Source organism: Neobacillus sp. NPDC058068 (assembly GCF_042885335.1).
Lineage (GTDB): Bacteria > Bacillota > Bacilli > Bacillales > Cytobacillaceae > Neobacillus.
In genome coordinates this window covers 43646-67211 of the sequence record NZ_JBHVSI010000024.1, presented here as the reverse complement: position 1 = coordinate 67211, position 23566 = coordinate 43646, and the positions used below count along the sequence as shown (strand labels likewise).

The 23566-nt window shown below is 39.4% G+C and carries 23 protein-coding genes; 5 read left to right on the top strand and 18 right to left on the bottom strand.

Features of this window, described 5'->3' with window-relative positions; translation table 11 throughout:
* Nucleotides 1–250: 250 nt before the first annotated feature.
* Nucleotides 251–1516, bottom strand: a complete 1266-nt coding sequence (locus ACFVSW_RS23420; RefSeq protein ID WP_387319023.1) for a ribonuclease H-like domain-containing protein — start codon at nt 1514–1516, stop codon at nt 251–253.
* Complete coding sequence (locus ACFVSW_RS23415; protein ID WP_387319022.1) at nt 1507–3810, bottom strand: DEAD/DEAH box helicase; 2304 nt, start codon at nt 3808–3810, stop codon at nt 1507–1509. Before ACFVSW_RS23415 ends, ACFVSW_RS23420 begins: the two co-directional genes overlap by 10 nt.
* 207 nt (nt 3811–4017) lie before the next feature.
* On the opposite strand from ACFVSW_RS23415, the gene ACFVSW_RS23410 reads away from it, so the two are divergent.
* On the top strand, nt 4018–4716 hold the full coding sequence (locus ACFVSW_RS23410) for a Crp/Fnr family transcriptional regulator (protein ID WP_387319021.1): 699 nt from the start codon (nt 4018–4020) through the stop codon (nt 4714–4716).
* A gap of 35 nt (nt 4717–4751) precedes the next feature.
* On the opposite strand, the gene hcp is transcribed toward ACFVSW_RS23410, so the two are convergent.
* Nucleotides 4752–6050, bottom strand: a complete 1299-nt coding sequence (gene hcp / locus ACFVSW_RS23405) for a hydroxylamine reductase (RefSeq protein WP_387319020.1) — start codon at nt 6048–6050, stop codon at nt 4752–4754.
* Nucleotides 6051–6220: 170 nt separating this feature from the next.
* On the opposite strand from hcp, the gene ACFVSW_RS23400 reads away from it, so the two are divergent.
* Nucleotides 6221–6724, top strand: coding sequence for an Hsp20/alpha crystallin family protein (locus ACFVSW_RS23400; protein ID WP_387319019.1), 504 nt, complete (start codon nt 6221–6223; stop codon nt 6722–6724).
* A 219-nt stretch (nt 6725–6943) separates the two neighbouring features.
* On the opposite strand, the gene ACFVSW_RS23395 is transcribed toward ACFVSW_RS23400, so the two are convergent.
* Nucleotides 6944–7495, bottom strand: coding sequence for a YppG family protein (locus ACFVSW_RS23395; protein WP_387319018.1), 552 nt, complete (start codon nt 7493–7495; stop codon nt 6944–6946).
* Between the two features lie 189 nt (nt 7496–7684).
* Between ACFVSW_RS23395 and ACFVSW_RS23390 the strand changes: the two genes are divergently transcribed.
* On the top strand, nt 7685–7894 hold the full coding sequence (locus ACFVSW_RS23390; protein ID WP_387319017.1) for a YppF family protein: 210 nt from the start codon (nt 7685–7687) through the stop codon (nt 7892–7894).
* Between the two features lie 21 nt (nt 7895–7915).
* On the opposite strand, the gene ACFVSW_RS23385 is transcribed toward ACFVSW_RS23390, so the two are convergent.
* The 3 genes from ACFVSW_RS23385 to ACFVSW_RS23375 all read right to left on the bottom strand — a co-directional run bounded on the left by ACFVSW_RS23385 (nt 7916) and on the right by ACFVSW_RS23375 (nt 9955).
* Nucleotides 7916–8290, bottom strand: coding sequence for a YppE family protein (locus tag ACFVSW_RS23385; protein WP_387319016.1), 375 nt, complete (start codon nt 8288–8290; stop codon nt 7916–7918).
* A gap of 74 nt (nt 8291–8364) precedes the next feature.
* A complete protein-coding gene (locus ACFVSW_RS23380; protein WP_387319015.1) occupies nt 8365–8640 on the bottom strand; it encodes a hypothetical protein in 276 nt (91 codons plus the stop codon).
* Between the two features lie 337 nt (nt 8641–8977).
* A complete protein-coding gene (locus ACFVSW_RS23375; RefSeq protein WP_387319014.1) occupies nt 8978–9955 on the bottom strand; it encodes a DUF2515 domain-containing protein in 978 nt (325 codons plus the stop codon).
* A 187-nt stretch (nt 9956–10142) separates the two neighbouring features.
* Between ACFVSW_RS23375 and recU the strand changes: the two genes are divergently transcribed.
* Both recU and ACFVSW_RS23365 read left to right on the top strand, forming a co-directional pair.
* Entirely contained in the window at nt 10143–10745 is a 603-nt protein-coding gene (gene recU, locus ACFVSW_RS23370) for a Holliday junction resolvase RecU (RefSeq protein WP_387319013.1), read from the top strand.
* A gap of 50 nt (nt 10746–10795) precedes the next feature.
* Nucleotides 10796–13393, top strand: a complete 2598-nt coding sequence (locus tag ACFVSW_RS23365) for a PBP1A family penicillin-binding protein (protein WP_387319012.1) — start codon at nt 10796–10798, stop codon at nt 13391–13393.
* Nucleotides 13394–13602: 209 nt separating this feature from the next.
* Here the strand turns inward: ACFVSW_RS23365 and ACFVSW_RS23360 are convergent, their stop codons facing one another.
* The 11 genes from ACFVSW_RS23360 to panB all read right to left on the bottom strand — a co-directional run bounded on the left by ACFVSW_RS23360 (nt 13603) and on the right by panB (nt 23449).
* Nucleotides 13603–13965: a YpoC family protein gene (locus ACFVSW_RS23360; RefSeq protein WP_387319011.1), complete on the bottom strand. Its 363-nt coding sequence runs from the start codon at nt 13963–13965 to the stop codon at nt 13603–13605.
* Complete coding sequence (gene nth, locus ACFVSW_RS23355; RefSeq protein ID WP_387319010.1) at nt 13958–14620, bottom strand: endonuclease III; 663 nt, start codon at nt 14618–14620, stop codon at nt 13958–13960. Before nth ends, ACFVSW_RS23360 begins: the two co-directional genes overlap by 8 nt.
* Before the next feature lie 53 nt (nt 14621–14673).
* A complete protein-coding gene (locus tag ACFVSW_RS23350) occupies nt 14674–15372 on the bottom strand; it encodes a DnaD domain-containing protein (protein ID WP_387319009.1) in 699 nt (232 codons plus the stop codon).
* A gap of 171 nt (nt 15373–15543) precedes the next feature.
* Complete coding sequence (locus ACFVSW_RS23345) at nt 15544–16731, bottom strand: pyridoxal phosphate-dependent aminotransferase (RefSeq protein ID WP_387319043.1); 1188 nt, start codon at nt 16729–16731, stop codon at nt 15544–15546.
* Nucleotides 16732–16763: 32 nt separating this feature from the next.
* Nucleotides 16764–17237, bottom strand: coding sequence for a cell wall elongation regulator TseB-like domain-containing protein (locus tag ACFVSW_RS23340; protein ID WP_387319008.1), 474 nt, complete (start codon nt 17235–17237; stop codon nt 16764–16766).
* A gap of 12 nt (nt 17238–17249) precedes the next feature.
* A complete protein-coding gene (locus ACFVSW_RS23335) occupies nt 17250–17420 on the bottom strand; it encodes a YpmA family protein (RefSeq protein WP_387319006.1) in 171 nt (56 codons plus the stop codon).
* A 110-nt stretch (nt 17421–17530) separates the two neighbouring features.
* A complete protein-coding gene (locus tag ACFVSW_RS23330; protein ID WP_387319005.1) occupies nt 17531–18382 on the bottom strand; it encodes a ComEC/Rec2 family competence protein in 852 nt (283 codons plus the stop codon).
* 52 nt (nt 18383–18434) lie between these two features.
* Nucleotides 18435–21239, bottom strand: a complete 2805-nt coding sequence (dinG, locus tag ACFVSW_RS23325) for an ATP-dependent DNA helicase DinG (protein WP_387319004.1) — start codon at nt 21237–21239, stop codon at nt 18435–18437.
* Between the two features lie 111 nt (nt 21240–21350).
* The gene (gene panD, locus ACFVSW_RS23320; protein ID WP_387319003.1) at nt 21351–21734 is read right to left on the bottom strand and encodes an aspartate 1-decarboxylase; all 384 of its coding nucleotides are present in this window, start codon (nt 21732–21734) and stop codon (nt 21351–21353) included.
* A gap of 33 nt (nt 21735–21767) precedes the next feature.
* Complete coding sequence (gene panC, locus ACFVSW_RS23315) at nt 21768–22616, bottom strand: pantoate--beta-alanine ligase (protein WP_387319002.1); 849 nt, start codon at nt 22614–22616, stop codon at nt 21768–21770.
* A complete protein-coding gene (gene panB / locus ACFVSW_RS23310) occupies nt 22613–23449 on the bottom strand; it encodes a 3-methyl-2-oxobutanoate hydroxymethyltransferase (RefSeq protein ID WP_387319001.1) in 837 nt (278 codons plus the stop codon). Before panB ends, panC begins: the two co-directional genes overlap by 4 nt.
* Nucleotides 23450–23566: the final 117 nt, after the last annotated feature.

The following is a 23566-nucleotide window of genomic DNA, read 5'->3' as shown; positions in this document are numbered from 1 at the left end:
TGGTAAAAACAAAGGCAGTCAAACATACGACAATAAAAAACAAGAATAATATTGCTTTGTACATACTACCAGCTCCATCAGTTTTTTAGTCGTTTTATTAATCAATCCAACTTCACATTTTACCTGATTTAGCTTTGATAAACAATATTGAAACACTGGTTTTTCACCTGAAATTATTACAGATTTGTGGCAATAAATCGAAATTTGCAGAAAATAAAAATTTTATCGGGTTTTTTGGCGAATTTTGCGCTTACCCAGGAAATTTAGCATATTTCCGTTCTAAGCGTTTTAGCCTAACCTGAAGCTGTTCCGCAGTCAAATGACTAGATAATTTGACTGATTTTTTAGATTGCGTTTTTAATAAAATGGCTCTTTTACTGTAACCGATGGCTAGCTGGTAATCTTTTAATCTATGTTCATGGATTTTTGCAAGCTCTACACAAGCTTCCAAACTCATCCGGTTTTCGCCACAGTCGACAACATCCTCGAACAATTTTCGTGCAGTTTCCCATTCACGTTCTTTTTTGCTCTGGAAGGCCAAGGTAAGCTTTGCCTGGAAGGAAGTCATATCATTGCCCGTAATCAGTTTACCCAAAACTTGTTCCGCCTCACTCTTTTCTCCTAACGATGCAAACCAGCGCCCCACTTCATAGGATTCAGGTCTAGACTGAAACGCATCGATTCCACACAGTTGAAAGGTGAGATGGGTATATAGCGTAACAAGTGATAAAATGTCAATTTCATTATGCTTTAGAATTCCAAGCATGCCTTCAGGTGTTTTACTTTCAACAAAATCAAAATAAATCATTGGCGCCAAAAATCCGGGAATATCATCGATTCTCTCTACTCCTAAAACTTCTTTTTCTACAACAACTAATTTCAAACGTTCTAATTTATGCTTCCATAGCCTTCTTGCCGCATGGAATAAATCAAAATGGCCAAATGCTGGCAGCTTTGGGACGTGCTCCCTCACAAGTGTATGCCTTGTTTTGACTTGCGGCCAGTCAAACGATTTTCCATTATAAGTGACCAGCGTTTTATAATTTACCTTTTCTAAAAAACTTTGATATAAAGGAACCTCAGCACCAGGGTGTGGCAGGATGTGCTGTCGTAAAACAAGCTGTTCTCCAGAAATGCTGGCATAACCAAGGAGAAAGATAGTATTTCCTACCCCTCCGCCAAGTCCGGTCGTTTCTGTATCAAAGAAGAATAGTTCCTCTGGGAGATGCCCTCGTGCAGACAATGGGTGATTGACAGGTCGCTTGTTCCATATGTCTACCGCGGTAAGAAAATCCCGGAAACAATAATGTCCATGCTGCTGTGAAAGGGGGTATTTGACTTCCCTGATTAAGCAGTAATCTTGGCCGAGGAAATAGGGAAACACCCCTTCTTGTTCCCACCGATCGTGAAATGGTACATCAATCTTTCCCGGATCACGCAGGTTATCGACTTTAACAGACTGGCTTCCCCCCGATAGGTGCGGTTTTAAGCGATTCAATTTACTTTTTAATGACATTGCTGCACTTCCTTGTCCGAATCAGACGGTTTTAAAAAAGAATGAATAATTTTTAGTGTATCCTGTTTGGCTGTTTCGCTTACCGTATCAGCGCCAATACATGATGGACAGCCGGAATGACATGGACAGCGGTCAATCATTTTTTTTGTTTCGGCAAATACTTCTGACATTCCGCTGTGGATTTTTTCACTTAAGCCAATTCCTCCCGGATAACGATCATAAAAGAAAATTGTTGGCTTCTCATTATGGTCAGCCTTTACTTGCGGTATGACATGAATATCCTGCGGATCGGCCATCACAAATAACGGTGCAATATGATTTAACGCATGTGCGGCTCCGACCAGTCCTTGTTCAAGTCGTTCATGTCCCATATCAGCTAACGGCATATTTAAAGAAATCCAGGCCGCATTCGTGTGAAGCTCTTCTTCTGGAAGGTGGATCGGTCCTGACCCGATGTTTTCATGCGTCTCAAATTTGATTTTCTTAAAAATCGTTGCCATTGCCCGGACGCTGACATCACCAAATCCGATTTCGGCATCATCCATGGTTTGGAGCCTGTCCTCCTCTAATACCTTTAATTGGACGGCAAGATTGGCATCGGTAAAATAGTCGACATCTACTTCCCTGACAAACGCCTTCTTTTCGTCCCAATCAAGCTTCTCAACTTGGAATTGTATCCCTTGATGTAAATAAATGGCTTCATCATGGAGAAGCGTCATCGCAGAAAAGCGGTCCATTTCCCCGATGACTCTTACATTTGCCACATCTGATTGATCAACTATAATCACATTTTCCTGTGAGGCCGATCGCAGACTAATGTTATGTGCCGGAAAAGAATCGTTCATCCAATACCATTTATCCCCATTTCGATAAAGGACTCTTTCTTCTGATAAATACTCCAGCAATTCCTCTGTTTCAACTTTACCAAACTGCTCCCCGGCTTTAAACGGAAGCTCATAGGCAGCACATTTCATATGATCTATTAAAATGATTAAATTATCGGGATTAATTCGCGCTGTTTCCGGACTTTTATTAAAAAAGTAATCGGGGTTCTGGATGATATACTGATCGAGCGGACTTGAACTGGCGACCATGATGACAAGGGCCTCCCCATGCCGCCTTCCTGCTCTTCCTGCCTGCTGCCAAGCACTTGATATCGTACCAGGATAGCCCGTCATAATGCAGACCTGTAGTGCTCCTATATCAACGCCTAATTCCAAAGCATTTGTGCTGACAACCCCGTAAATCTCTCCTGACCGGAGCCCCTTCTCAATTTTCCTTCTTTCTGTAGGAAGATAGCCGCCCCGATAACCCATTATTGATTTAGCACCCAACTGATTTTTCACCAATTCCTGTAGGTAGGTCAAGATAATTTCAACCCTGACTCTGCTTCTCGCGAAAACAATCGTTTGAATTTTATTCTTTAATAGTTCACCGGCAATTTTCCGTACTTCTAAGGTTGCACTTCTTCTAATATTTAACGGCTTATTCACAATCGGCGGGTTATAAAAGAGAAAATGCTTCGTCCCGCTCGGGGAACCGTTGTTATCAATTAAGCTCATAGTCTCTTCTGTTAAGTTTTGCGCCAGCTCTAATGGATTGGCAATCGTCGCCGATGTACAAATAAAAATAGGGTTGCTTCCATAATAGCGGCAAATACGTTTCAATCTTCTAATAACATTAGCTACATGGCTTCCAAATACTCCCCGATACGTGTGCAGCTCGTCAATAACGACAAATTTAAGATTTTCAAATAACGATACCCATTTCGTATGATGCGGCAAAATGGCCGAATGGAGCATATCTGGGTTGGTAATAACCACATGCCCTGCCTTCCTTACCTTTTGGCGGATATTTGCCGGTGTATCTCCATCATAGGTGTAGCTGTTAATATCAGCACCGGCTGCTTGAATAATTTCATTGATTTCACTCTTCTGATCCTGTGCCAATGCTTTTGTCGGGAACATATAAAGGGCTCTTGCATTTGGATTCGCTAGAATCGTTTGCAATACTGGAAGATTATAGCACAGTGTTTTACCAGAAGCCGTCGGGGTTACCGCAACGATACTTCTAGCATCCATAATCTGTTCATAAGCAGACCTTTGGTGGGAATAAAGCTGTTCAATTCCCCTGCTCTCAAGCGCTTTTCTTAAAACCGGATGTAAGTCTTCAGGCAATGGAACCAATTGTGCCGCTTTCTCTTCTATTGTCTGCCAGGTAACGATATTTTCTTTAAATTCATCATTTATTTTTAATTCCGCCAGTATGTCCGGCAAGTTTTTTCTTATCTTCATCGTCCTCACCTCAATACCTCTATTCTAGCGAATGAACGTTCGCAATAAAAGCAAAATACAAAATTTTTTCTTCCAATTCGACCGGTATCATTTTCCATGAACATGAGAAAACATCTTTCGGCTCTTAATACTTTCAATTATAAATAAACTATTGAAAGATTTTTTGTTACAATAGATAGTAACTGAAAATAATTTGAAGGTGATAGAATGAGGATAGGAGAAATTAAGAGGGTACTTTCTGATTTCACTCTTTTTCGCGAATTAAATGATTTTGAATTATCAAAGATTACCGATATTGCGATCGCAAGGGATTGGAAAAAGCAAAGTCACGTTTTCCTCCAAGGCGACCCGCTTGAAAACGTCTATTTTATTTATGATGGGAAAATCAAAATTTACAAAAGTGACGTCAATGGCAAAGAGCAGATTGTCGCCATCATGAAAAAGGGTGAGATGTTTCCACATGTCGGCTTTTTCAGAAAAGGTGACTATCCTGCCTATGCAGAGGTTCTCGAACCATCCAAGCTGATTGCTGTGCCGATTTCCCAATTCGAAACGATCCTAATAGAAAATCCTGAGCTATGTATTAAGGTGTTTAAGGTACTTGGCGAGAAAATCGTCGATTTGCAAAACCGGCTGGAGGAACAAATTCTTAATAATACCTATGAACAAATTATTAAATTACTAATCCGGATTGCGCAGAAACACGGTGGGGAACAAGACGATGGGACCATTCTTCTAAAGTCCGAATTTACCAACAAGGATCTAGCCAATATGATTGGCACGACAAGGGAAACCATTAGCCGGACATTAACAAAAATGAAAAAGGAACAACTAATTGAAGTAGATGATGAAGGAAACATGATTGTCGATGTTGAGATTCTTATGGAAGAAATCAATCTTATCTAAATAAAACCGCAGCAACAAGGCTGCGGTTCTTTAACCTATTTCACAGATAATTGGAGCATTTCTTCCATATCTTCTTTTGCTGTACCAATCAATTTTAAATTAAATGTTTCTTGGAGGACTTGTATTACTCCTTCCGAGATAAATTCAGGCGGTTTTGGCCCAATACGGATATCCTTGATTCCTAAGCTGAACAGCCCGAGCAGAATCGCTACTGCTTTTTGCTCAAACCAAGACAAAACAATACTAACTGGAAGTTCATTCACTTCACAGCCAAATGCATCCGCTAGCGCCATCGCAATTTTCACAGTTGAGCCGGAATTGTTGCACTGGCCTAAGTCGATATATCGAGGAATCTCTGTTCCCGGAACTACACCGTAGTCAACGTCATTGAAGCGGAATTTTCCGCAGGACGTTGTCAAAATTACCGTTTCTGGCGGTAATGATGTAGCGAGTTCACGATAGTAATCACCGCCATGTCCAGGTGCGTCACATCCTGCAATGACAAAGAACCGTTTTATTTTCCCAGCCTTAACAGCTTCAATAACTTCCTGTGCAATCCCTAGAACGGTTTCATGATGGAAGCCTGTTAACAATGTTTCAGCAGAATCGATTGCCGCTTCAGGAAGCTCTAATGCCCTGTCAATTAACGGGCTAAAATCATCATTGATAATTTTTTCCACGTTTTCAAGCCCTGCCACCTCGTATGTAAACATTCTGTCCGCATACGTTCCTTTGATTGGCATTACGCAATTCGTTGTTGCTAGAATCGCCCCTGGGAATTTTTCAAAAAGACGACGTTGATCATACCAAGCTTTTCCGATATTGCCTTTAAGATGAGAATATTTTTTTAATGCCGGATAGCCATGTGCAGGAAGCATTTCAGAATGAGTATAAATATTTATTCCTTTACCTTCAGTTTGCTTCAATAATTCCTCTAAGGCAAACAAATTATGCCCTGTAACGACGATACATTTGCCTTCAATTTTATTTTGACTAACACGAATAGGCTCAGGAATACCTAATCGCTTTGTATGGGCCTCGTCGAGCATTCCCATTACCCTGACAGCTGCCTGCCCTACTTTCATCGCCATGTCGATATGTTCTTGAACATTGAAATTGGAGTTCGTTAATGTCAAATAAAGAGCTTCATGTGTTGTAGCATCAACAAAGCTGTCTGTAATCCCTAGCTGATTAGCATGTGTGCGATAGGCCGCAATCCCTTTTAAGCCAAAAATAATTGTGTCTTGTAAACTTGCAATTGTTTCATTTTTACCACAAACCCCCATGATTGTACATCCACCTGATGGGGTTTGTTCACATTGATAACAGAACATAAAGTTTCCTCGCCTTCGCTTATATTACCGCTAAAGCATACTAATCTTAGCAACTAATTAATGTGATATATGTCACAATGAAACAAATTGTAATAAATCGTTCAAAAAGTTATTGCAATGATATGACGGCACCTACCTAGTTCTATCGGCATAGGATATGGAGTGAAATAATGGAAAGAGAGGGAATGTTAATGTCATCCATGACTCCAAATGAGAAAAATAACCCTAAAAAGCCGTTGCCTGAACCTTTTCGTGAATTGGTGAAATCAATGAACGATTTCTTCACGGATAAACCAGTCCGTGGATTTTTACAATCGATTGATGATTTTTTCAATACACCATTTCCCGCTGCATCCGGTTTTCCTGTAAATACAGTAGAAACTGGGAATGAACATATTATTACGGCTGAGCTTCCCGGTGTTAAAAGAGAACAAATTCATTTAAAAATTACCGGGAATTATTTAACCATATCTGTTGAAAATAATGAGTTAGAAACAGAGGAAGACAACCACAATCAAGTTTTTCGGAGCAAGTTTTTTAGGCAGCAATCATCAAGAACGATTTCCCTTCCCCATACGATTAATGATAAAAAGGTAAAGGCCTCTTACCGAGATGGTTTATTACAAATTCGCATCCCGCAAGAAAAAGGCAAAATTATTGAAATTGAGGAATAGTAAGAAAAGCGCAAGCGCCCTGGTCAGCGGCGTATGGCCTGGAGCGCTCCAACCGAGATAAAGGAAACACGAAGAGCGTTAGCGATTCGATGTTGACTTATCGTAGGGCGGAGAGCGAAGGGCACTAGCCGCTAGGGCGCTGGAGCTGGACAATTCTCAAAGTTCATTGATATAAATTCTAATCAAAAAAGACGGCTATAACGATAGCCGTCTTTTCCTTTATACTTTGAAGATTCCCCCAAATCCTTTGACAAGTGAGGAGACTTGCGTTACAGCATTCATCATTGTCCCTGCGGTATTGACCATTTTATTCACATCCACTTTCCCATCCTGTGACTTGAATGAATTCATAAATGATTGCATGCCGCCGGGTTGTTTTGGCATGTTAATTTGTTTTGGGTAAGGATTCATCATTGGATACCCATTCATTGGCATGTAAGATTGATGATTAGCTTTGTCATCCTTTGGTGCAAGTGGATTGTGGAATAAAAATTGTGAATCCTTTTGCATGTAAGACTGGTTATTGTTGACCATATTTTTGGGGTTAAATCCCGGGTTAAAGTTCTGTCCATGGTGATGGTATTGCGGGTAGTAGGAATTTTGTTGTTGGTAAGCCATCCAATCATAATTTTGCGGCTGAGTTTGATAAGGATGCGGCTGATTGCGATTTAATGGCTGCTGACTCCCATGGTACCCCATTGGAACTTGGTGCATCATTTGCCCCGAGTATCCATAATTTACGTAGTTATTTGGTCTTCTATTACCAAACATGGGCAAACATCTCCTCTGTATTCTCTATTACACATTATGAAGGGAAGAAATGAATGGTGATTATTTTGAAACTTCTTTCTTCAGTGTCTAATTAAGGGGAATCTTGTCTAAAGTTTAAATATTTTAAAAACTAAGCTTTTCCATTATTTCGTGTTACGATGGAAAAAATGATGAAGGAGGAGCTATTTTATGGATATTCGTGAATTAAAAAGCAAATTTATTCAAAGTCGGGATTACAATACAGATGATGTTAACGCACTAATGGATTTTGCTAAGAAAGCTTATATTCAAAACGAAATTAGCATTAATGAATATCGCCAGCTTGTTCGTGAACTTGAAAACCAAGGCGCAGTAATACCTGAAACCGATATTGAAAACTCCCTCATCGAGAATACTTGAACAAGATAAAAGAGATGCTGTCTAGGCATCTCTTTTACTTTTCCTAACCTCTTTTAGAATTTCCTGGAGGAGGAATTCTACGGTTCGATTAGTATCTAAGAATCTCTTTTTACTAGTGTTGGAAAAAAAACATTGAATGGCAAGCTGTTCCATATGCTCTGCTGTCATGTCAATTTGCTTTATATGAATATGTTTAGGTGAATTTTCTGCAAACCACTTTTTCATTATTCCCTTCCAATGGTCAGTTACTGCCTTAACTTCATCAGCAAACGGTTTAATGACCACATGAAAATCCCTAGTAATTCCTGTTTCCCTTGCTTCCTGATAATATTCAAGAAATAAACGATTACGCTGGAGAAGAGTTTCTGTTATGTCAATGATTTCTTCAGACATCATTTATTTACCCCCTCAAAAAAAAAACAGCATTTTTAGCCTTGCTGTTTTCAGTCAATATCATTATTTTGCCGTAATTAATACCCTAATTCAAGCTTTAATGATTTTGAAAGCTGATTTGGATTGAAATCAGGATTTTCTTCATTATATATTGGATTAATCTTATTTATAGTCTTTTCCACGAACGCTATTTTTTGAATCGGTTTCATTAATTTCCCTTGTTCTTCCGTTTTCAAACGAACTCGTTGCTCGGAGAAAGATGCCTCGAGAACGGACTCCAATTCTTCCAATTGATCGTATATTCCTGTCAGCATGATCAGCAGATTTTCTTTGTCAGCTAATGACTTATTCAATAATAAAAACCTCCTCGCACTATTTTATTACGTAGTATTCTCCTTCTTTAACCTGCTTCCTTCTTGCTTGACAAAACTAGAAGCAATTCGCCAAAGAAAGTGTCAATACTGCCTCTATCCGCTGACAGTTCGACATAATCCTTAATTCGCATGAAAATAAATAAAATCGCACAAGCTATTATCGGAGGTGTAATAATGTCAAACAAGAAAAAGCAAACTAACAAACAAACACAATCAGAAGCAGAAAAAAGAGTTGGCTATGGTGATAAAAAAATGGAAGGGCCGGATCGCCCTTCAACTTAATAGGAATAAAAAAGCAAGGGGATCCTTGCTTTTTTTATTCCCATTTTTTCAACTGTAAAACTTTTTGAATGGAAAGTAGTAATTGAAGCTGGTTCGACTTGGCGAAATACCAGTCAGTAAGGTGGATGGGGTGCTGGTGCCTTACAGGGAAATATAGCCAGGCTGGGGAAACCGTTCTTCGCATACTCCAATCTTCAGATTCATGCTTATGATGAGCAATAACTGGAAAGCTCGTTCGCAGCATCGGTGTGTTCCTGACGGTTTTAATTTTGAAATATTGTTCATAATCATATCTGGAGCCGGTATGCGGTGTTTTTTCCGCGAATTCAAAAATATAGGGAAAAAGCCGAGGATGAAAAAGAATCTCGGCAAGTCTTTTTCCCAAGTTAATTCTCTTCGAAAGAGATTTGAAGCCATTCACACTTGCCCCATATACTTCACCACCACAGGTTGGAAATAAGACACAGCTGAAATGGAGCCAGTCCTGAAAGGAAAAAATCAGCGATCGGAAAACCTTTTTCTTATAAACTGGATGGTCGATTACGGGTGTTTGAATCACATTTTGCTCATTAATAATTAAAGCCGTTGTTAGCCTCTTCTTGTCGTTTCCTTTCCAATACCTTTGCCATTCTTTTTGAATAAATGAAGATACATTGAAATACGGAAGTAAATGAAACATTGGCCGATTTATTTTCGTCGAATATTGATAGACCAGTAATTGCGGAAATACATCATGAAAAATGAGCCAATTAGCTCGCTCATACGTTAGGAAAAGCTGCTTTCTTGTTTTAGCTGCGATAAGATGGGGAAAAATTGAACCTGAGAGGTCACACATATTCCAGCCCCCATTTCTTGAAACCATACTTGCAAGGAAAGACCAAATTATATCCGGATTCTCTTTAAAATACCTTAAATATGCGGCGGTTCTAGAAATATTATCGAAATTCTTTTTATCCGTTTCACTTTGAATTTGACGAATGATTGCTTGTTCCTGTATCGTAAGATGATTCATAGTAACTTCCCTTACGTTTTTTAATAGACTATGAGTCAGTTGGGTTCATCCTTTTATGAAAATTGAATCATGCTTATCTTTGACAAGCACGGTACAATTGTTAATAGGGTGTGTCTGCAAAGTTTTTTTATACACGCCAATTCCGCAAAGATTTGATATGATAGGAATAGTTTGAGAGGTGCAAAACATGGACTTTAACTATCCTAACGGAAAAAGGTACACACCAAATGAAATTGTGACTGCCAGAACTGGGGGAACTAGAAAAAACAGCTCTTATAGTAACCGCGGTATGACACTTGAGGATGATTTAAATGAAACGAATGAATTTTACCGAGATAGAAAAATTGCCGTCATTCATAAAAAACCAACACCAGTGCAAATCGTCCAGGTTGATTATCCTAATCGCAGTGCAGCAGTCATTAAAGAAGCATATTTTAAACTTGCTTCAACTACCGACTATAACGGCGTCTATAAAGGGAAATATATTGATTTTGAAGCAAAGGAAACACAGAACACAACGTCTTTTCCATTAAAAAATTTTCATCAGCATCAAATAAAGCATATGGAGGAAGTCCTTAATCAAGGAGGCATTTGTTTTGTTATACTGCGATTTTCAAGGTTCGAGCAGGTTTATTTGCTTGAAGCCAAACAGTTGTTAACTTTTTGGGAAAGAATGGCTAATGGGGGAAGAAAATCAATCACAAAAGAAGAAATCGAACAAAAGGGTCATCACATTCCACTTGGCTATCAGCCAAGAATTGACTATATTAAAATCATAGATAGATTTTAACCTTTTTTCAATGGGACACATGGTTATAGTTAGAAAGGAAGGAAATTACAATGTCTGAACAATATAAATCAAGAGAGGAGCGCCGAAAGAAACTCCAATCTAAAGGAAAGCCAAAAGCAAAGAAAAAAAAGGGCGGGATTTTTAAGAAAATTTTTCTAAGCCTAGTTGTTCTTGGAATCGTTGGTATTTTAGCCGGAGTTGGTACTTTCGCCTATTTAGTAAAGGATGCTCCCAAACTTGACCCAAAATTATTAAAAGACCCCATCCCTTCGAAGATTTTAGATAAAGATCAAAACCTGTTCTACGAAGTGGGTGCCGTTAATCGCGAATATGTAAACTATAAAGATATACCAAAGGTACTTGAAAATGCCGTTATAGCGACTGAAGATTATCGTTTTTACCAACACCATGGGATTGACCCCATCCGCCTTGGCGGTGCTCTTTTGGCTAATTTCCAGCGTGGATTTGGTGCGGAAGGCGGCAGTACGATTACACAGCAGGTTGTTAAAAATGTATTTTTAACTCAGGATAAAACTTTAAAACGAAAAGTTCAGGAAGCATGGCTTTCTTATAAACTTGAGCAACAATATACAAAGCATCAAATTTTTGAAATGTATGTGAATAAAGTCTATGTATCTCGAAACAGCAATGGACTTGCCACGGCAGCAAAAATCTATTATGACAAAACATTAAATGAGTTAACGTTAGCAGAGGCTGCGCAAATTGCCGGAATGCCGCAGAGCCCAAATAATTACAATCCATTTGATCATCCCGATTTGGCTGAGAAAAGGCGAAATATCGTTTTAACATTAATGGAGCAGCATGGATTTATTTCGAAACAAGAAATGGAAGAAGCGAAAAAAGTTTCCGTTGCAGCCACTGTATTGAAACCAGAACAGCGTACCGTGGACGAAAAGCCTTTCGATTCTTTTGTCGATGCTGTTATTGACGAAGTGAAGGAAAATACTGACCTTGATATTTTTACAGATGGGTTAACGATTTATACGACATTAGACCAAAATGCACAAAAATATGTTTATAATATGCTTAACACAAATGATATTATTAATTATCCTGATGAGGAATTCCAGGCTGGAATTTCGCTTCTTGATACGAAGACGGGCGAAATCCGCGCACTTGGCGGGGGCAGAAACCAACAGGTAAAACGCGGATTTAATTATGCGACTGATACTAGGCGTCAGCCAGGATCTACCATTAAACCCGTGCTTGATTACGGCCCAGCAATTGAATACTTAAATTGGGGAACCTATGAAATGATTGAGGATAAACCAATGACCTATTCCAACGGGAAAAAGTTTGGAAACTGGAACCAAACATATATGGGGCCAATGACGATTAGAACCGCTCTACAATTATCGCGGAATACACCTGCCGTCCAAGCACTTCAGCAGGTCGGTTTAGATAAAGCAAAAGATTTTGCAAACAATCTCGGTATTCCTTTAAAAGAAATTTCTGAAGCATACGCCATTGGCGGCTTTGAAACGGGTGTTTCACCGCTTCAAATGGCCGGGGCTTACAGTGCTTTTGGTAATAAGGGCATATACACTAAGCCGCATGCAGTTACGAAAATAAAACTGCGCGATGGAACTGAGATAAGCACTGCACCGGAACCGAAGGTGGTCATGAAAGATTCAACCGCATTCATGGTTAGCGATATGCTAAAAAGCGTTCTCGTCTCTCCCGGGACAGGAACAAAAGCTAAAGTACCCGGCCTTCCGATTGCCGGTAAAACGGGGACAACAAACTATACCGCTGAAGATATGGAAAAATATAATATCAAGTCCAGCTCTTCTGTCCCTGACGCCTGGTTTACTGGCTTTACAACCAATTATACTGCCGCTGTTTGGACCGGATATAAGGACAGGACAACGCCAATTTCAACGGTTGAAGGCCGTAGCATCGCCCAATTACTATTTAAAAATGTAATGGCCTACGTTTCAAAGGATACAGACACGCCTGATTTCACTATGCCTAATAGTGTGGAAAAGGTCAGAATTGAAAAAGGCTCGATGCCGCCAGTGCTTGCCGGGGGGTTCACACCCGCTGGTGAAGTAATAACCGAATATGCTGTCAAAGGACATTCGCCTAAAAAAGTATCGGAGAAATATAACAAACTGGAGTCTCCGGTCAATGCTACAGCGAAATATGACGAAGGCAAAAATGAAATTACCTTGTCCTGGGATTACAAAAAGGGTGACGAAAATGTAACCTTCGATGTAACCGTCGATAACGGGGCCGGTCCAAAACATTTCCCTGTAACAGGTAATACTTTAACCGTGCCTGATGTAGTACCAGGAACTAAGTATTCCTTTACAATTGTCGCAATTCGCGGCAATAAAAAGAGCGACCCTGCTACCACTGCAATTGATATACCAAAACCAGCTGATGAGAATAATCAAGAGAATGGTAACGGTAATGATAATGGCAATATCAATGGTCAGGGGAATGACCAAGGGAATGATAATGGGAATGATAACGGCAAGGATAAAGACAAGGATAAGGATAAGGATAAGGATAAAGGCAAAGGAAATGGCGGGAACCAGGGTAATCCCGGCGAGACCATCCCTCCTGTTACTCCCCCTGGAAACCCAACAGGAGGCCAAGGATCAGGATCCCGTGAATCTTAAAGTAAGGCTATGTTAAAGCAAATTGTTGAAATTGAGCACAATGTTGATTGGAGTGGAAGGCGCGAGACTCCTGCGGGAGCAGCGGGACAGGTGAGACCCCGCAGGCGCTTTAGCGCCGAGGAGGCTCACCGCCCGCCCCGCGGAAAGCGAAGCGCCTGGAACGGAAATCAACATTCACTTTTAACACAGGCTAAAGTAAAAAAAATCGTCTAGGCCATTGGCCTGGACGATTTTTTCATTGCACTATGTTTTACAAAAAGTTTTTCTTGTTCAACCATCAGTTCCGACAACTGCCGAAATGAATGATATAAGCTTGGACGTGACTTAATAAACGCTAATCTTTCTTCAATATTAACGGGCTTAATTTCTAATTGGCTAAAAGAAATCCTACCATCAAAGGACAGGTGCAGACTGTTTGATAAAAATAAAAATCGAACAAATAATTGAATTCCATGCTCCATCAATTCCTGGCTGTTTTCCCGGTTTCGTTCATGGAATATTGTTTCTAGCTGTTCCTTCAGAGTACTCCATTCCGCTAGTAACTCAGATACTTCCATCTCTTGATTAACCATTAATGACAGCCTTCGCTTTCATTCGTTTCTTCCCTTCTCTGCACAGCTCTAACAATGGGCAGCTTGGGCATTGGGGATTTTGAGCCTTACAATGATACCTGCCAAAGAAAATTAACCGGTGATGGGTCACAGACCACTCCTCAGCCGGAATTTTCCTCATTAGAGTCTTTTCTACCTCCAACACTGAATCCTTCCAGCGGCAAATCCCCAGACGCTTACTCACCCTTTCAACATGGGTATCGACTGCAATTGCCGGGATGTTAAAAGCAACCGAGACGACCACATTTGCAGTTTTCCTGCCCACACCCGGCAGCTTGGTCAATTCATCACGATCCATCGGGATTTCGCCGCCATACTCATCTAGAACCATCCGGCACAGGCTTTGAATATTTTTAGCTTTATTTCGGTAAAGACCGATCGAACGAATATCACTTTGCAATTCTTCAATTGAAACCTGTAAATAATCTCCGGGTGTTTTGTATTTTTGAAACAAATCCTTTGTTACCTTATTGACCAGCTTATCCGTGCATTGTGCTGATAAGGAGACTGCAATAATAAGTTCAAATGGATTAGTATGGTTTAATTCACAATGGGCTTCAGGAAACATTTCACTCATTTGATCTAAACAATAACGGATTTCAGTATTTTTAAGCATGATATTACCCCTTCGCAAAATAAAAACGAGAGGGTCCCCCTCGCTTATGATGATTATTGTTCGAGCCAATTATAAAAAGGGACAGAAGGCTGCTGGGCTTCAACTTTTGGAATCATCTTTTGTGTTTGTTTTTGACGAAATTTTTGTCCATGGCTTTTCGCCTGTTCAATCGTTCTAATTCCATTTTTCTTCCATTCAAAAAGAATTCTATCAATATAACGAAAATTTAATTTTCCGGACATTACTGCTTCCCTAAGCGCCGCTTTAATAATGATAGGGTCATGATGATCGTCATCCATCCACATCCCAAGGGATTCACATTCAAAGGGAGATAACGGACGCCCAAATTCCTTCTCAAAACAAGTATATAGATCGGTCTCTTCAGCTTTCTTATCCATTTCTTTATTTGTTTTGTTGTTTATTAGGAACTGGTCGACAAGTTTTTCCCACAAAGGTTTAACCGAATATTTCTCAAAACGAATGCCTTCATTCGAATATTCATCGGTGATTTCAATAAAACCCCTTTGAATCAGCCTTCTAAGCATTTCGTTACAGTCTGACACAGAAATCGTCATCCTTGCTGAAAGTTCTTCTGGAGTAGGAAATTCATGCCCCTTTTCTAAAAAGGTAAGAATATTTAATAAAAGAACAAGTTCAATTTCGTTCAAATTAAGTTTACGATACTCTGAAAATAATAAAGCAGGTACTGTAATATTACCTTCTTGGATCCATGATAATATGTTTGATTTCATTTTAGGACACCTCCTGATAAGTATACCATGAACAAACAATCCGAGTAAGGAAATTGGGTATCCATATTTGGTAAGGAAAATAGAAAAGCGGAAGCACCTTGGTCAGGAGCTGAAGCTGGACAAGCAAAAAGCCTGCTAATTGCAGACTTTTTGTTCATTCTCTAGAGAAGATTATATCTCAACTTTTGCCGCTACAAACTGGTGTATTCTGGAAACAGCTGTTTCTAATTGCTCTAATGAAGTCGCATACGATAAGCGAATATTATCAGGTGTGCCGAAGCCAGACCCGGGGATGACAGCTACTTTCGCTTCTACAAGTAATGCCTCGGCAAAATCATCGACATTTTGAAATCCAGTCATTTCGGCGGCAACCCTAACATTTGGATAAAGATAAAAAGCTCCTTGGGGCTTTACACAAGTAAAGCCAGGTATAGCCACTAATTTATCATAGATTATCGCTAATCTTTCTTCAAATGCCAAACGCATTTCCCGAACAGTCTCTTGCGGGCCATTGTAGGCAGCGATTGCCGCATATTGAGCGGTCGTTGTAGGATTTGAAGTACTATGACTTGCTAAGTTTGTCATTGCTTCTATCACTTGATTATTGCCGGCAGCATAGCCAATTCGCCAGCCAGTCATGGAATGTGACTTGGATACACCGTTAATAATAATCGTTTGCTCTTTAAGCTCAGGAGAAAGTTGAGCAATTGAAACATGCAGAGCTCCTCCGTAAATAAGCTTTTCATAAATTTCATCAGAGACGATTAAAATGTTTTCCTCTAAACAGATTTTGCCTAATTCCAACAGTTCTTCCGCTGTATACAAAACACCTGTTGGATTACTAGGAGAGTTGATAATAACCGCTTTAGTCTTTTTCGTAATTGCCTTTAGTAATTGTTCAGGTGTTATCTTAAATTGATTTTGTTCAAGCCCCTCAATATAAACCGGAACACCGCCTGCTAATTTAACTTGTTCAGGGTAGCTTACCCAATAAGGAGCAGGAATAATAACCTCATCACCATCGTTTAAAAGCACCTGAAACAAGGTATATAGCGCATGCTTTGCCCCGTTTCCAACAATGATTTCATTCGGTTTATAGCTTAAGCCTTGATCGTTTTCAAACTTCTTGATGATCGCTTTTTTAAGGGCAGGCAATCCTGCGGAAGGAGTGTACTTTGTATGCCCCTCATTCATTGAACGATAGGCTGCATCTAAAATATGGCTAGGTGTATTAAAGTCAGGCTCCCCGGCACCTAAACCAATGACATCTACTCCCTGTTCCTTTAATTCCTTTGCTTTAGCGGTAATCGCTAATGTTGATGAAGGTGTTAATGCCAGTACCCTATTTGCTAATTCTATTTCCATTTCTCTTCCTCCCGTCTCCAGTGAAGCTATAGGTTCTCAATCTTTTTCAGCCACTCACCAGTTTCAAAGTCAATATAATAATAATTTATTAAATTATTTTCAGAACGGTAATAAATTTCCCATAATGGGATATTTTTTTCCATTCCCAACCGGACTGAGATAATTTTTTTAGGGTTTTTTTCTTCTAATAATTTTTGAATGGCTTCCTCTTTAGTTAGACCATCGCTTGCTTTTTTTACAACCAGTTTCTTACTCTTTTCTGGAATCCAAATGATAATTTTTTCGCCTTTTTTATCTTTGCCTTCAATTACATCAACTGTTTCTAAGCCGCTATAAATATGAAAATCTACCACTTTGCTTAATGCAGTCTTTTCATTCGCCAGTGCAACAGCTTTTTTTTCAGCAGCTTTTAGCGGTTCTACGGAAGAAAAATATACTTTTATCGAAATCCCGACAACAATTACAATGAATAACACGATAAATAAAATCCATTTTTTCATTTCATCACTTCTTTATGTACGATATATGGTAAAAATCGCTTTATTTTGATCATCTTTATCAAGGGCCAGTCCAAACATGAGGTCCCTATCTTTTAAGTTTCGATTAAGGGCATCAACAACTTTATATAAATCCGAACTATACTGGATTTTGACTGTTGAAATAACTTCAATTTTACTTTCCATCCAAATTCTCCTTTTTCTAAAATCTTCTCAATTATTATAACAGGAATATGACTTTAACGGATGGTGATTCGCTGCCAATTTAAATGATTTTTTTAAAATTCTGCCTGTACTTATTTTTCCGATACGGTTGGAATGGTAATGACTTCATAATTTGTTTTAGTAAATTTAATCGTTATCGCACTATGTTGTTTGGTTACATAAATCTCAGACCAAGTATCATGCAAATCATCCAGGATGTGACGATCAAGCTTTTGCTTTTCTTCTGCAAAAAGGATCGCTATTTGCGGATTCAACAGTTCAATTAATTTTCCGGATAATGAGTCTTCCTTTTGGTGATTAGGGAGCTTTAAAATATTAACATCCTTGAGATTTTTCTTTAGGAGGATTTGCTCTGCCTGCTGGCTAAATGAGCTCATCAAAAAAATCGTGTGTTTCAAAAATTGCAGAGTCAAATCCATGCCTTCATCTTGTTCATTGCCACTGAATTGGACTTCAGCCATCATCTGTGGAAGAATTTCCTTCTTTGCCCCTGTTTCCCAAGATACAATGGAAATTCGCTTTGCTTGCTCCAAACTTCCTGTCAGTTGTTTGGAGATGTCTGGTGTTGTAATTATTTCTTTTATGTTATATTTTTCTATCAGCTGGTTGAGGTTATTTAAGGTACGTTCCTGTCCGTTGTTTGTCAGAATTAAGGCTTCGATTTCATTTACACCATAAAGACCTAACCATGCTTCCAATTCTGCTTTTGTTCCCTTTCCCCCGGCATTAACTAATATATTTTTATCATCTGGACCTTGAAGCAATATCGATTCCCCATTAGTGAGACCAAAAAAAGACACAGCTGCTTCATCTTCTCTTAAATTTAAATCAATGTTCTCCACCTTAGTTGAAATAAATGGTTCGGCCTGTACGGAAAAAGTGCCTGTAACAAATAGAGTCATAAAGATTAGCAATATTCTCATACACATTCCTCCCATTTATTCACTTATAGGATTTGATGAATTTCCAATATTATCATAACCAAGAATGTATCAACTCAACCAATTCATTAATCGTTCCATTTTTCACAGGGACAGATGGGATTGATTTCAAAAAGGCTTTCCCGTATTTTGTCGTAACAATGCGCCGATCAAATACAATCATTAAACCACGATCTTTTTCGGTACGAATCAAGCGTCCAAATCCTTGCTTAAAGCGAAGAATCGCTTCTGGAAGGGAGTATTCAGAAAAGGCATTTCCACCTTGTTCGCTAATTATCTGGCATTTTGCCTCAGTCAGCGGCTCCTCCGGCGAACTAAACGGGAGTCTGACGATAACGAGACATGATAAATCTTCACCTGGGATGTCAACACCTTCCCAAAAGCTGCTTGTCCCTAGTAATATCGCCTTATCATAGCGCTGAAAATTCCTTGTTAGTCGCGTGCGGCTGCCACTGGTAATTCCTTGGGCAATCAGAACGTATTCATTTAGAAAGCCGCTTTCTTTAATGAGCTCATATGTTTTCTTCAGCATGTCATAAGCCGTAAACAGGAGCAGCATTCTTCCTTTTGTCGCTTCAGCAATTGTGATAATATGTTCGGTTATCGCTATTACATATTCATCCAACGAAACTGAATTTATTGCAGGCAAGTCTTCAGGAATGAAAAGTTGAACCTGATTTTTATACTCGAAGGGTGAAGGAATCGATTGTTGAACAGTTGCGTCAGCATTAAGACCTAATTCTTTCATGATGTAGCTATAAGAATGATTAACCGTTAACGTAGCAGACGTAATGACAACAGCTTTTTTTACTTGAAAAAATTTTTCCTTAAGCTGATCCGCCACAAAAGCAGGCTGTGCCAAAAAGGTGGTAATATTTTGTGGTGAGCGGGTATCCATTTCAATCCATTTTACATCCTTGGATTCTTTTAAAAAGCATTTAATAACCGTATTCCTTAACTCCGCCAGTTCAGCTCCGAATATATAGAGTTCTTCCAATTTATTCTCTTTTGCTGCTGTTAACGTACCCTTTGCTGTTTTAATCGATTCCAGTCGGTCTATGATTGCCGAATGTAAATCTTTCAGTAAGAAAGCAACCCTTTCTGCACTGTGGACAAGTGCATTTCTTTCTTTCCCGCTGTCTCCATGAGAAAATCGTACCTTTATCCGATTAAAGCCTTTTTTATTTGTCTGCTTCGCTTTTGCATAAACAGCAATTAGTTTAAAAAATTCATCCATTTCATAAGTAAGATCGATGACCATTTGGTTCAATTCAAATGTATGCAGCAGTTTTCCTTTTTGTCTGGGGATAGCAGCCAATAGCCCTTCCATTTCATAAAACAGTTGTTTTTGTTCATATAGTCCAAATTGACCAATCATCAACCTTGCGGATAGATAATCAAGAGAATGGCCAAAAAACTGGCTCGCTACTTTCTCAAGGTGATGTCCTTCATCAAGGATGACATAATCAAAGGCAGGCAAGATGGAGCCTTCTCCTTTAATATCACTTAATAACAAGGAATGGTTAGTAATAATAATATCAGCCGCTTGTGCATCCCTTTTTGCTTTTTGATAAAAATCTTTTTCCTGCCACATATCCTTTTGTGAAAAAATAGGTGCTTCATTTTTGATTTTATTCCAGTAAATAAAACCGCCGCTTGAAAGATTTAATTCATCTTTATCACCGGTTTCTGTTTCGGTCAGCCAGACGAGAATTTGCATTTTTGTTAAGGTCGAATCATAATTATCGTTTTCATCCATCAATGTCTGCGAAAACTTTTCTAAACTTAAATAATGGCTCCTTCCCTTAAGAAGTACCGAGTTTATTTTAAAAGGCAGGATTTTTTCTAAAAGCGGAATTTCCTTTTTTAGTAGTTGTTCTTGCAGTTGAATCGTATGTGTACTAACGACAATTGGAACTTTAGTTTGTTTTGAAAAGCAGGCAGCGGGCAGCAAGTATCCAAGCGATTTTCCTACCCCGGTGCCGGCTTCGATTAGAGTATGCTTATCATTTTGAAATGCTTGATATACAGTGTCCATCATCCTAAATTGGCCTGTCCTTTTCTCAAAGAACTCAAAGCCTTGGTTGACAACCTCTATTTTCTCTTCCTCTTTGGAAGGGTACTGAAAATCTATCTTGTCTGCTTCTTTATTGTCCACTAAAGGAGTCAACTTCTTTAATGCTAAATTTCGATAAATTTCGATAGCATCGGGTAATTCTTCCGTATTCATATCCTTATTTGCCATTATTTCTCCGAGCATCTGCTGCAAATCGCTTTTTAGCCCTCCTGATAGATGTGTAAGCTGCCTAAGAGTTACGAGCGGCAGCGATGATAATCGTTCTAGCAGAATAAGAAATAATTCGGCGGTAACCTGGGCATCGCTATCAGCCTGATGCGGACGGTCATGCTGCAAATTTTCTTTCTCCGCTAAATCTGTTAGCTTGTACCCATCGGCTGTAGGAAACAGAAATCTTGCCATTTCCACCGTATCCAAAACAGAACCATAAAATCCTTCTAATCCAGCTTGGATTAGTTCCTCTTGAAGAAATGATAAATCAAATAGCACATTATGTGCCACAAAATAGGCACCGTCCAGCAAAGAGATGACCTTCTCTGTTATTTCAGCAAACAAGGGGGCATCCTTGACCATTTCATCATTTATACCGGTCAATTCTTCGATAAAAGCCGGAATCGATTTTTGCGGATTAATTAGTGACGAATATCTTTCTGTAATGATTCCATTTTCAATCACCACAGCACCAAATTGAATAATTTTATCGCCCTTTTTCGGCAAGTTCCCCGTTGTTTCTAAATCAATTACAACAAATTTATTTGACATTCAATATACACCCCGAACCTTCGTTCATTAAACGGTATCATAAAAAGGAAAAAAAGAAAACAAGCACACACTAAACTAGTACAATTAAAAAAATCCCCGGGAATCGGGGACTTACATAACTGTGAGTGCAGGTTCTTTATTGATCAGTTCTTTAATGCGATTGTTTTCATCCATAATCGCTACTCTAGGATTGTGAGCAGCTAGTTTTTCCTCGGGTACAATGGCATAAGAAATGATGATAACAATATCCCCTTTTTGGACAAGGCGGGCTGCAGCGCCATTTAGGCAAATAACACCGCTGCCTCTCTCGCCGGGAATAATATAGGTTTCAAGACGGGCACCATTGTTATTATTAACAATTTGAACTTTTTCATTCGCTATCATGCCAACAGCGTCTAAAATATCCTCATCTATTGTAATACTGCCTACATAATTTAAATTAGCTTCTGTTACGGTTGCTCGATGGATCTTACCGTTCATCATAGTACGAAACAAAAGTATTCCTCCCCTGTTGTCACTTTTTCAAGTCTAATCTAGATAAATAATGAAATTATCAATTAAGCGAACCTTAGTAAATTTTACAGCGAGCGCTATAATTATGGAACCCTCTATTTTTTCCAATGGCTTTAACCTTGGATAAGAGAAAATTTCGATATAATCAATTTGTCCATTGGTTTCACTTGTAATAATTCCACTAATTAACTCGATTAATCGAGAAGGATTTTGTTCACCTTGATCAATTGCTTTTTTTGCCGCTACTAAGCTTTTATAAAGCATTGCTGCCTGAATTCTTTCCTCAGGTAAGAGATTGACATTACGGGAACTTTTCGCGAGCCCATCCTGTTCCCGAACAATGTCGACGGGAATAAGCTCGACAGGGAAATTAAAATCAGAAATTAGCCCCTCAATGACCGCTACCTGCTGTGCATCCTTTTTGCCAAAATAGGCTCTGTCCGGCATCACAATGTTAAATAATTTTGTGATGACAGTTGCAACACCGTCAAAATGACCTGGGCGGGATTTCCCGCATAAAACATCAGTTCGTTCTTGAACCGTCACTCTTACGGATGGTTCATTGGGATACATTTCTTCCACTGAAGGGTAAAAAAGGTAATCCACCTGCTCACTTTCAGCTAAGGCATGGTCTCGCTCAAAATCGCGGGGATAATCCGCATAATCCTCTGTTGGCCCAAACTGTAAAGGATTGACAAAAATACTGATGACGACAATATCATTTTCCAGTCTTGCTTTCTTTATCAGAGTTAAATGGCCTTCATGCAGAAATCCCATTGTCGGGACAAAGCCAATCGATTTTCCTAACCCCTTTTGTGTTACGATTTCTTCCTTTATTTCCTTAATGGTGGTAATAACCTTCATTCCTTGCCTCCATAAAGTACCTTCAGTTCCTCTTCCTTCATCGTAAATGTATGCTTATCTTCGGGAAACTGATTATTTTTCACATCTGCTGCATAGGCTTGAATCGATTCAATCATGAAGGGATTTACAGAGTGGTATTGTTTGACAAACTTCGGCACTCGTTCAACTCCATAGCCTAAAATATCATGATAGACAAGCACCTGCCCATCCACATTAATACCAGCGCCAATCCCAATTACAGGTATGGAAATGGACTTTGCCACTTCCTCTGCCAGCTGCTTCGGAACACATTCCAAGACAACAGCAAAGGCACCTGCTTCCTCACATTCTTTCGCATCTTCGATTAACTTTTTCGCAGCATGCGCATCTTTGCCTTGAACCTTGTAGCCACCCAAAACGCCAACTGATTGCGGGGTTAAACCAAGGTGGGCACAAACAGGAATCCCGGCTTTTGTAAGGGCCGAGATTTTTTCAATAACCTCGTCGGCTCCTTCAAGTTTTACAGCGTGAGCGCCTGTCTCCTGAATGAGTCTGCCTGCATTAATTAATGTATCTCTAACTGATAGATGGTAGGTCAAAAACGGCATATCTACGACAATAAATGTATCTTTTGCTCCACGTTTAACAGCTTTCGTATGGTGAATCATGTCTTCAACCGTTACCGGGATGGTGGAATCGTAACCTAGAACCACCATTCCAAGCGAGTCGCCAACTAAAATAACGTCAACTCCCCCCTGTTCTGCTTGTTTTGCCGATGGATAATCGTAGGCCGTTAACATGACAATCTTTTCATTCTGGTCCTTCATTTTCAAAAAATCTGTTGCCTGCTTCATCTTTTTCCCTCCTTTAATTATGGGAGAGGCGATAAAACGGATTCGAAGAGCAAATAAAAAGATCCTTCTGAAGGCAGAGGATCATCGTTACTCTTTTGCGTGTTCCATCCCTCTGTC

Bases quoted from the DNA above. Each gene is read 5' to 3' on its own strand.
- ACFVSW_RS23420 (WP_387319023.1), bottom strand. From the start codon at position 1,516: ATGTCATTAAAAAGTAAATTGAATCGCTTAAAACCGCACCTATCGGGG.
- ACFVSW_RS23415 (WP_387319022.1), bottom strand. From the start codon at position 3,810: ATGAAGATAAGAAAAAACTTGCCGGACATACTGGCGGAATTAAAAATA.
- ACFVSW_RS23410 (WP_387319021.1), top strand. From the start codon at position 4,018: ATGAGGATAGGAGAAATTAAGAGGGTACTTTCTGATTTCACTCTTTTT.
- hcp (WP_387319020.1), bottom strand. From the start codon at position 6,050: ATGTTCTGTTATCAATGTGAACAAACCCCATCAGGTGGATGTACAATC.
- ACFVSW_RS23400 (WP_387319019.1), top strand. From the start codon at position 6,221: ATGGAAAGAGAGGGAATGTTAATGTCATCCATGACTCCAAATGAGAAA.
- ACFVSW_RS23395 (WP_387319018.1), bottom strand. From the start codon at position 7,495: ATGTTTGGTAATAGAAGACCAAATAACTACGTAAATTATGGATACTCG.
- ACFVSW_RS23390 (WP_387319017.1), top strand. From the start codon at position 7,685: ATGGATATTCGTGAATTAAAAAGCAAATTTATTCAAAGTCGGGATTAC.
- ACFVSW_RS23385 (WP_387319016.1), bottom strand. From the start codon at position 8,290: ATGATGTCTGAAGAAATCATTGACATAACAGAAACTCTTCTCCAGCGT.
- ACFVSW_RS23375 (WP_387319014.1), bottom strand. From the start codon at position 9,955: ATGAATCATCTTACGATACAGGAACAAGCAATCATTCGTCAAATTCAA.
- recU (WP_387319013.1), top strand. From the start codon at position 10,143: ATGGACTTTAACTATCCTAACGGAAAAAGGTACACACCAAATGAAATT.
- ACFVSW_RS23365 (WP_387319012.1), top strand. From the start codon at position 10,796: ATGTCTGAACAATATAAATCAAGAGAGGAGCGCCGAAAGAAACTCCAA.
- ACFVSW_RS23360 (WP_387319011.1), bottom strand. From the start codon at position 13,965: ATGGTTAATCAAGAGATGGAAGTATCTGAGTTACTAGCGGAATGGAGT.
- nth (WP_387319010.1), bottom strand. From the start codon at position 14,620: ATGCTTAAAAATACTGAAATCCGTTATTGTTTAGATCAAATGAGTGAA.
- ACFVSW_RS23350 (WP_387319009.1), bottom strand. From the start codon at position 15,372: ATGAAATCAAACATATTATCATGGATCCAAGAAGGTAATATTACAGTA.
- ACFVSW_RS23340 (WP_387319008.1), bottom strand. From the start codon at position 17,237: ATGAAAAAATGGATTTTATTTATCGTGTTATTCATTGTAATTGTTGTC.
- ACFVSW_RS23335 (WP_387319006.1), bottom strand. From the start codon at position 17,420: ATGGAAAGTAAAATTGAAGTTATTTCAACAGTCAAAATCCAGTATAGT.
- ACFVSW_RS23330 (WP_387319005.1), bottom strand. From the start codon at position 18,382: ATGAGAATATTGCTAATCTTTATGACTCTATTTGTTACAGGCACTTTT.
- dinG (WP_387319004.1), bottom strand. From the start codon at position 21,239: ATGTCAAATAAATTTGTTGTAATTGATTTAGAAACAACGGGGAACTTG.
- panC (WP_387319002.1), bottom strand. From the start codon at position 22,616: ATGAAGGTTATTACCACCATTAAGGAAATAAAGGAAGAAATCGTAACA.
- panB (WP_387319001.1), bottom strand. From the start codon at position 23,449: ATGAAGCAGGCAACAGATTTTTTGAAAATGAAGGACCAGAATGAAAAG.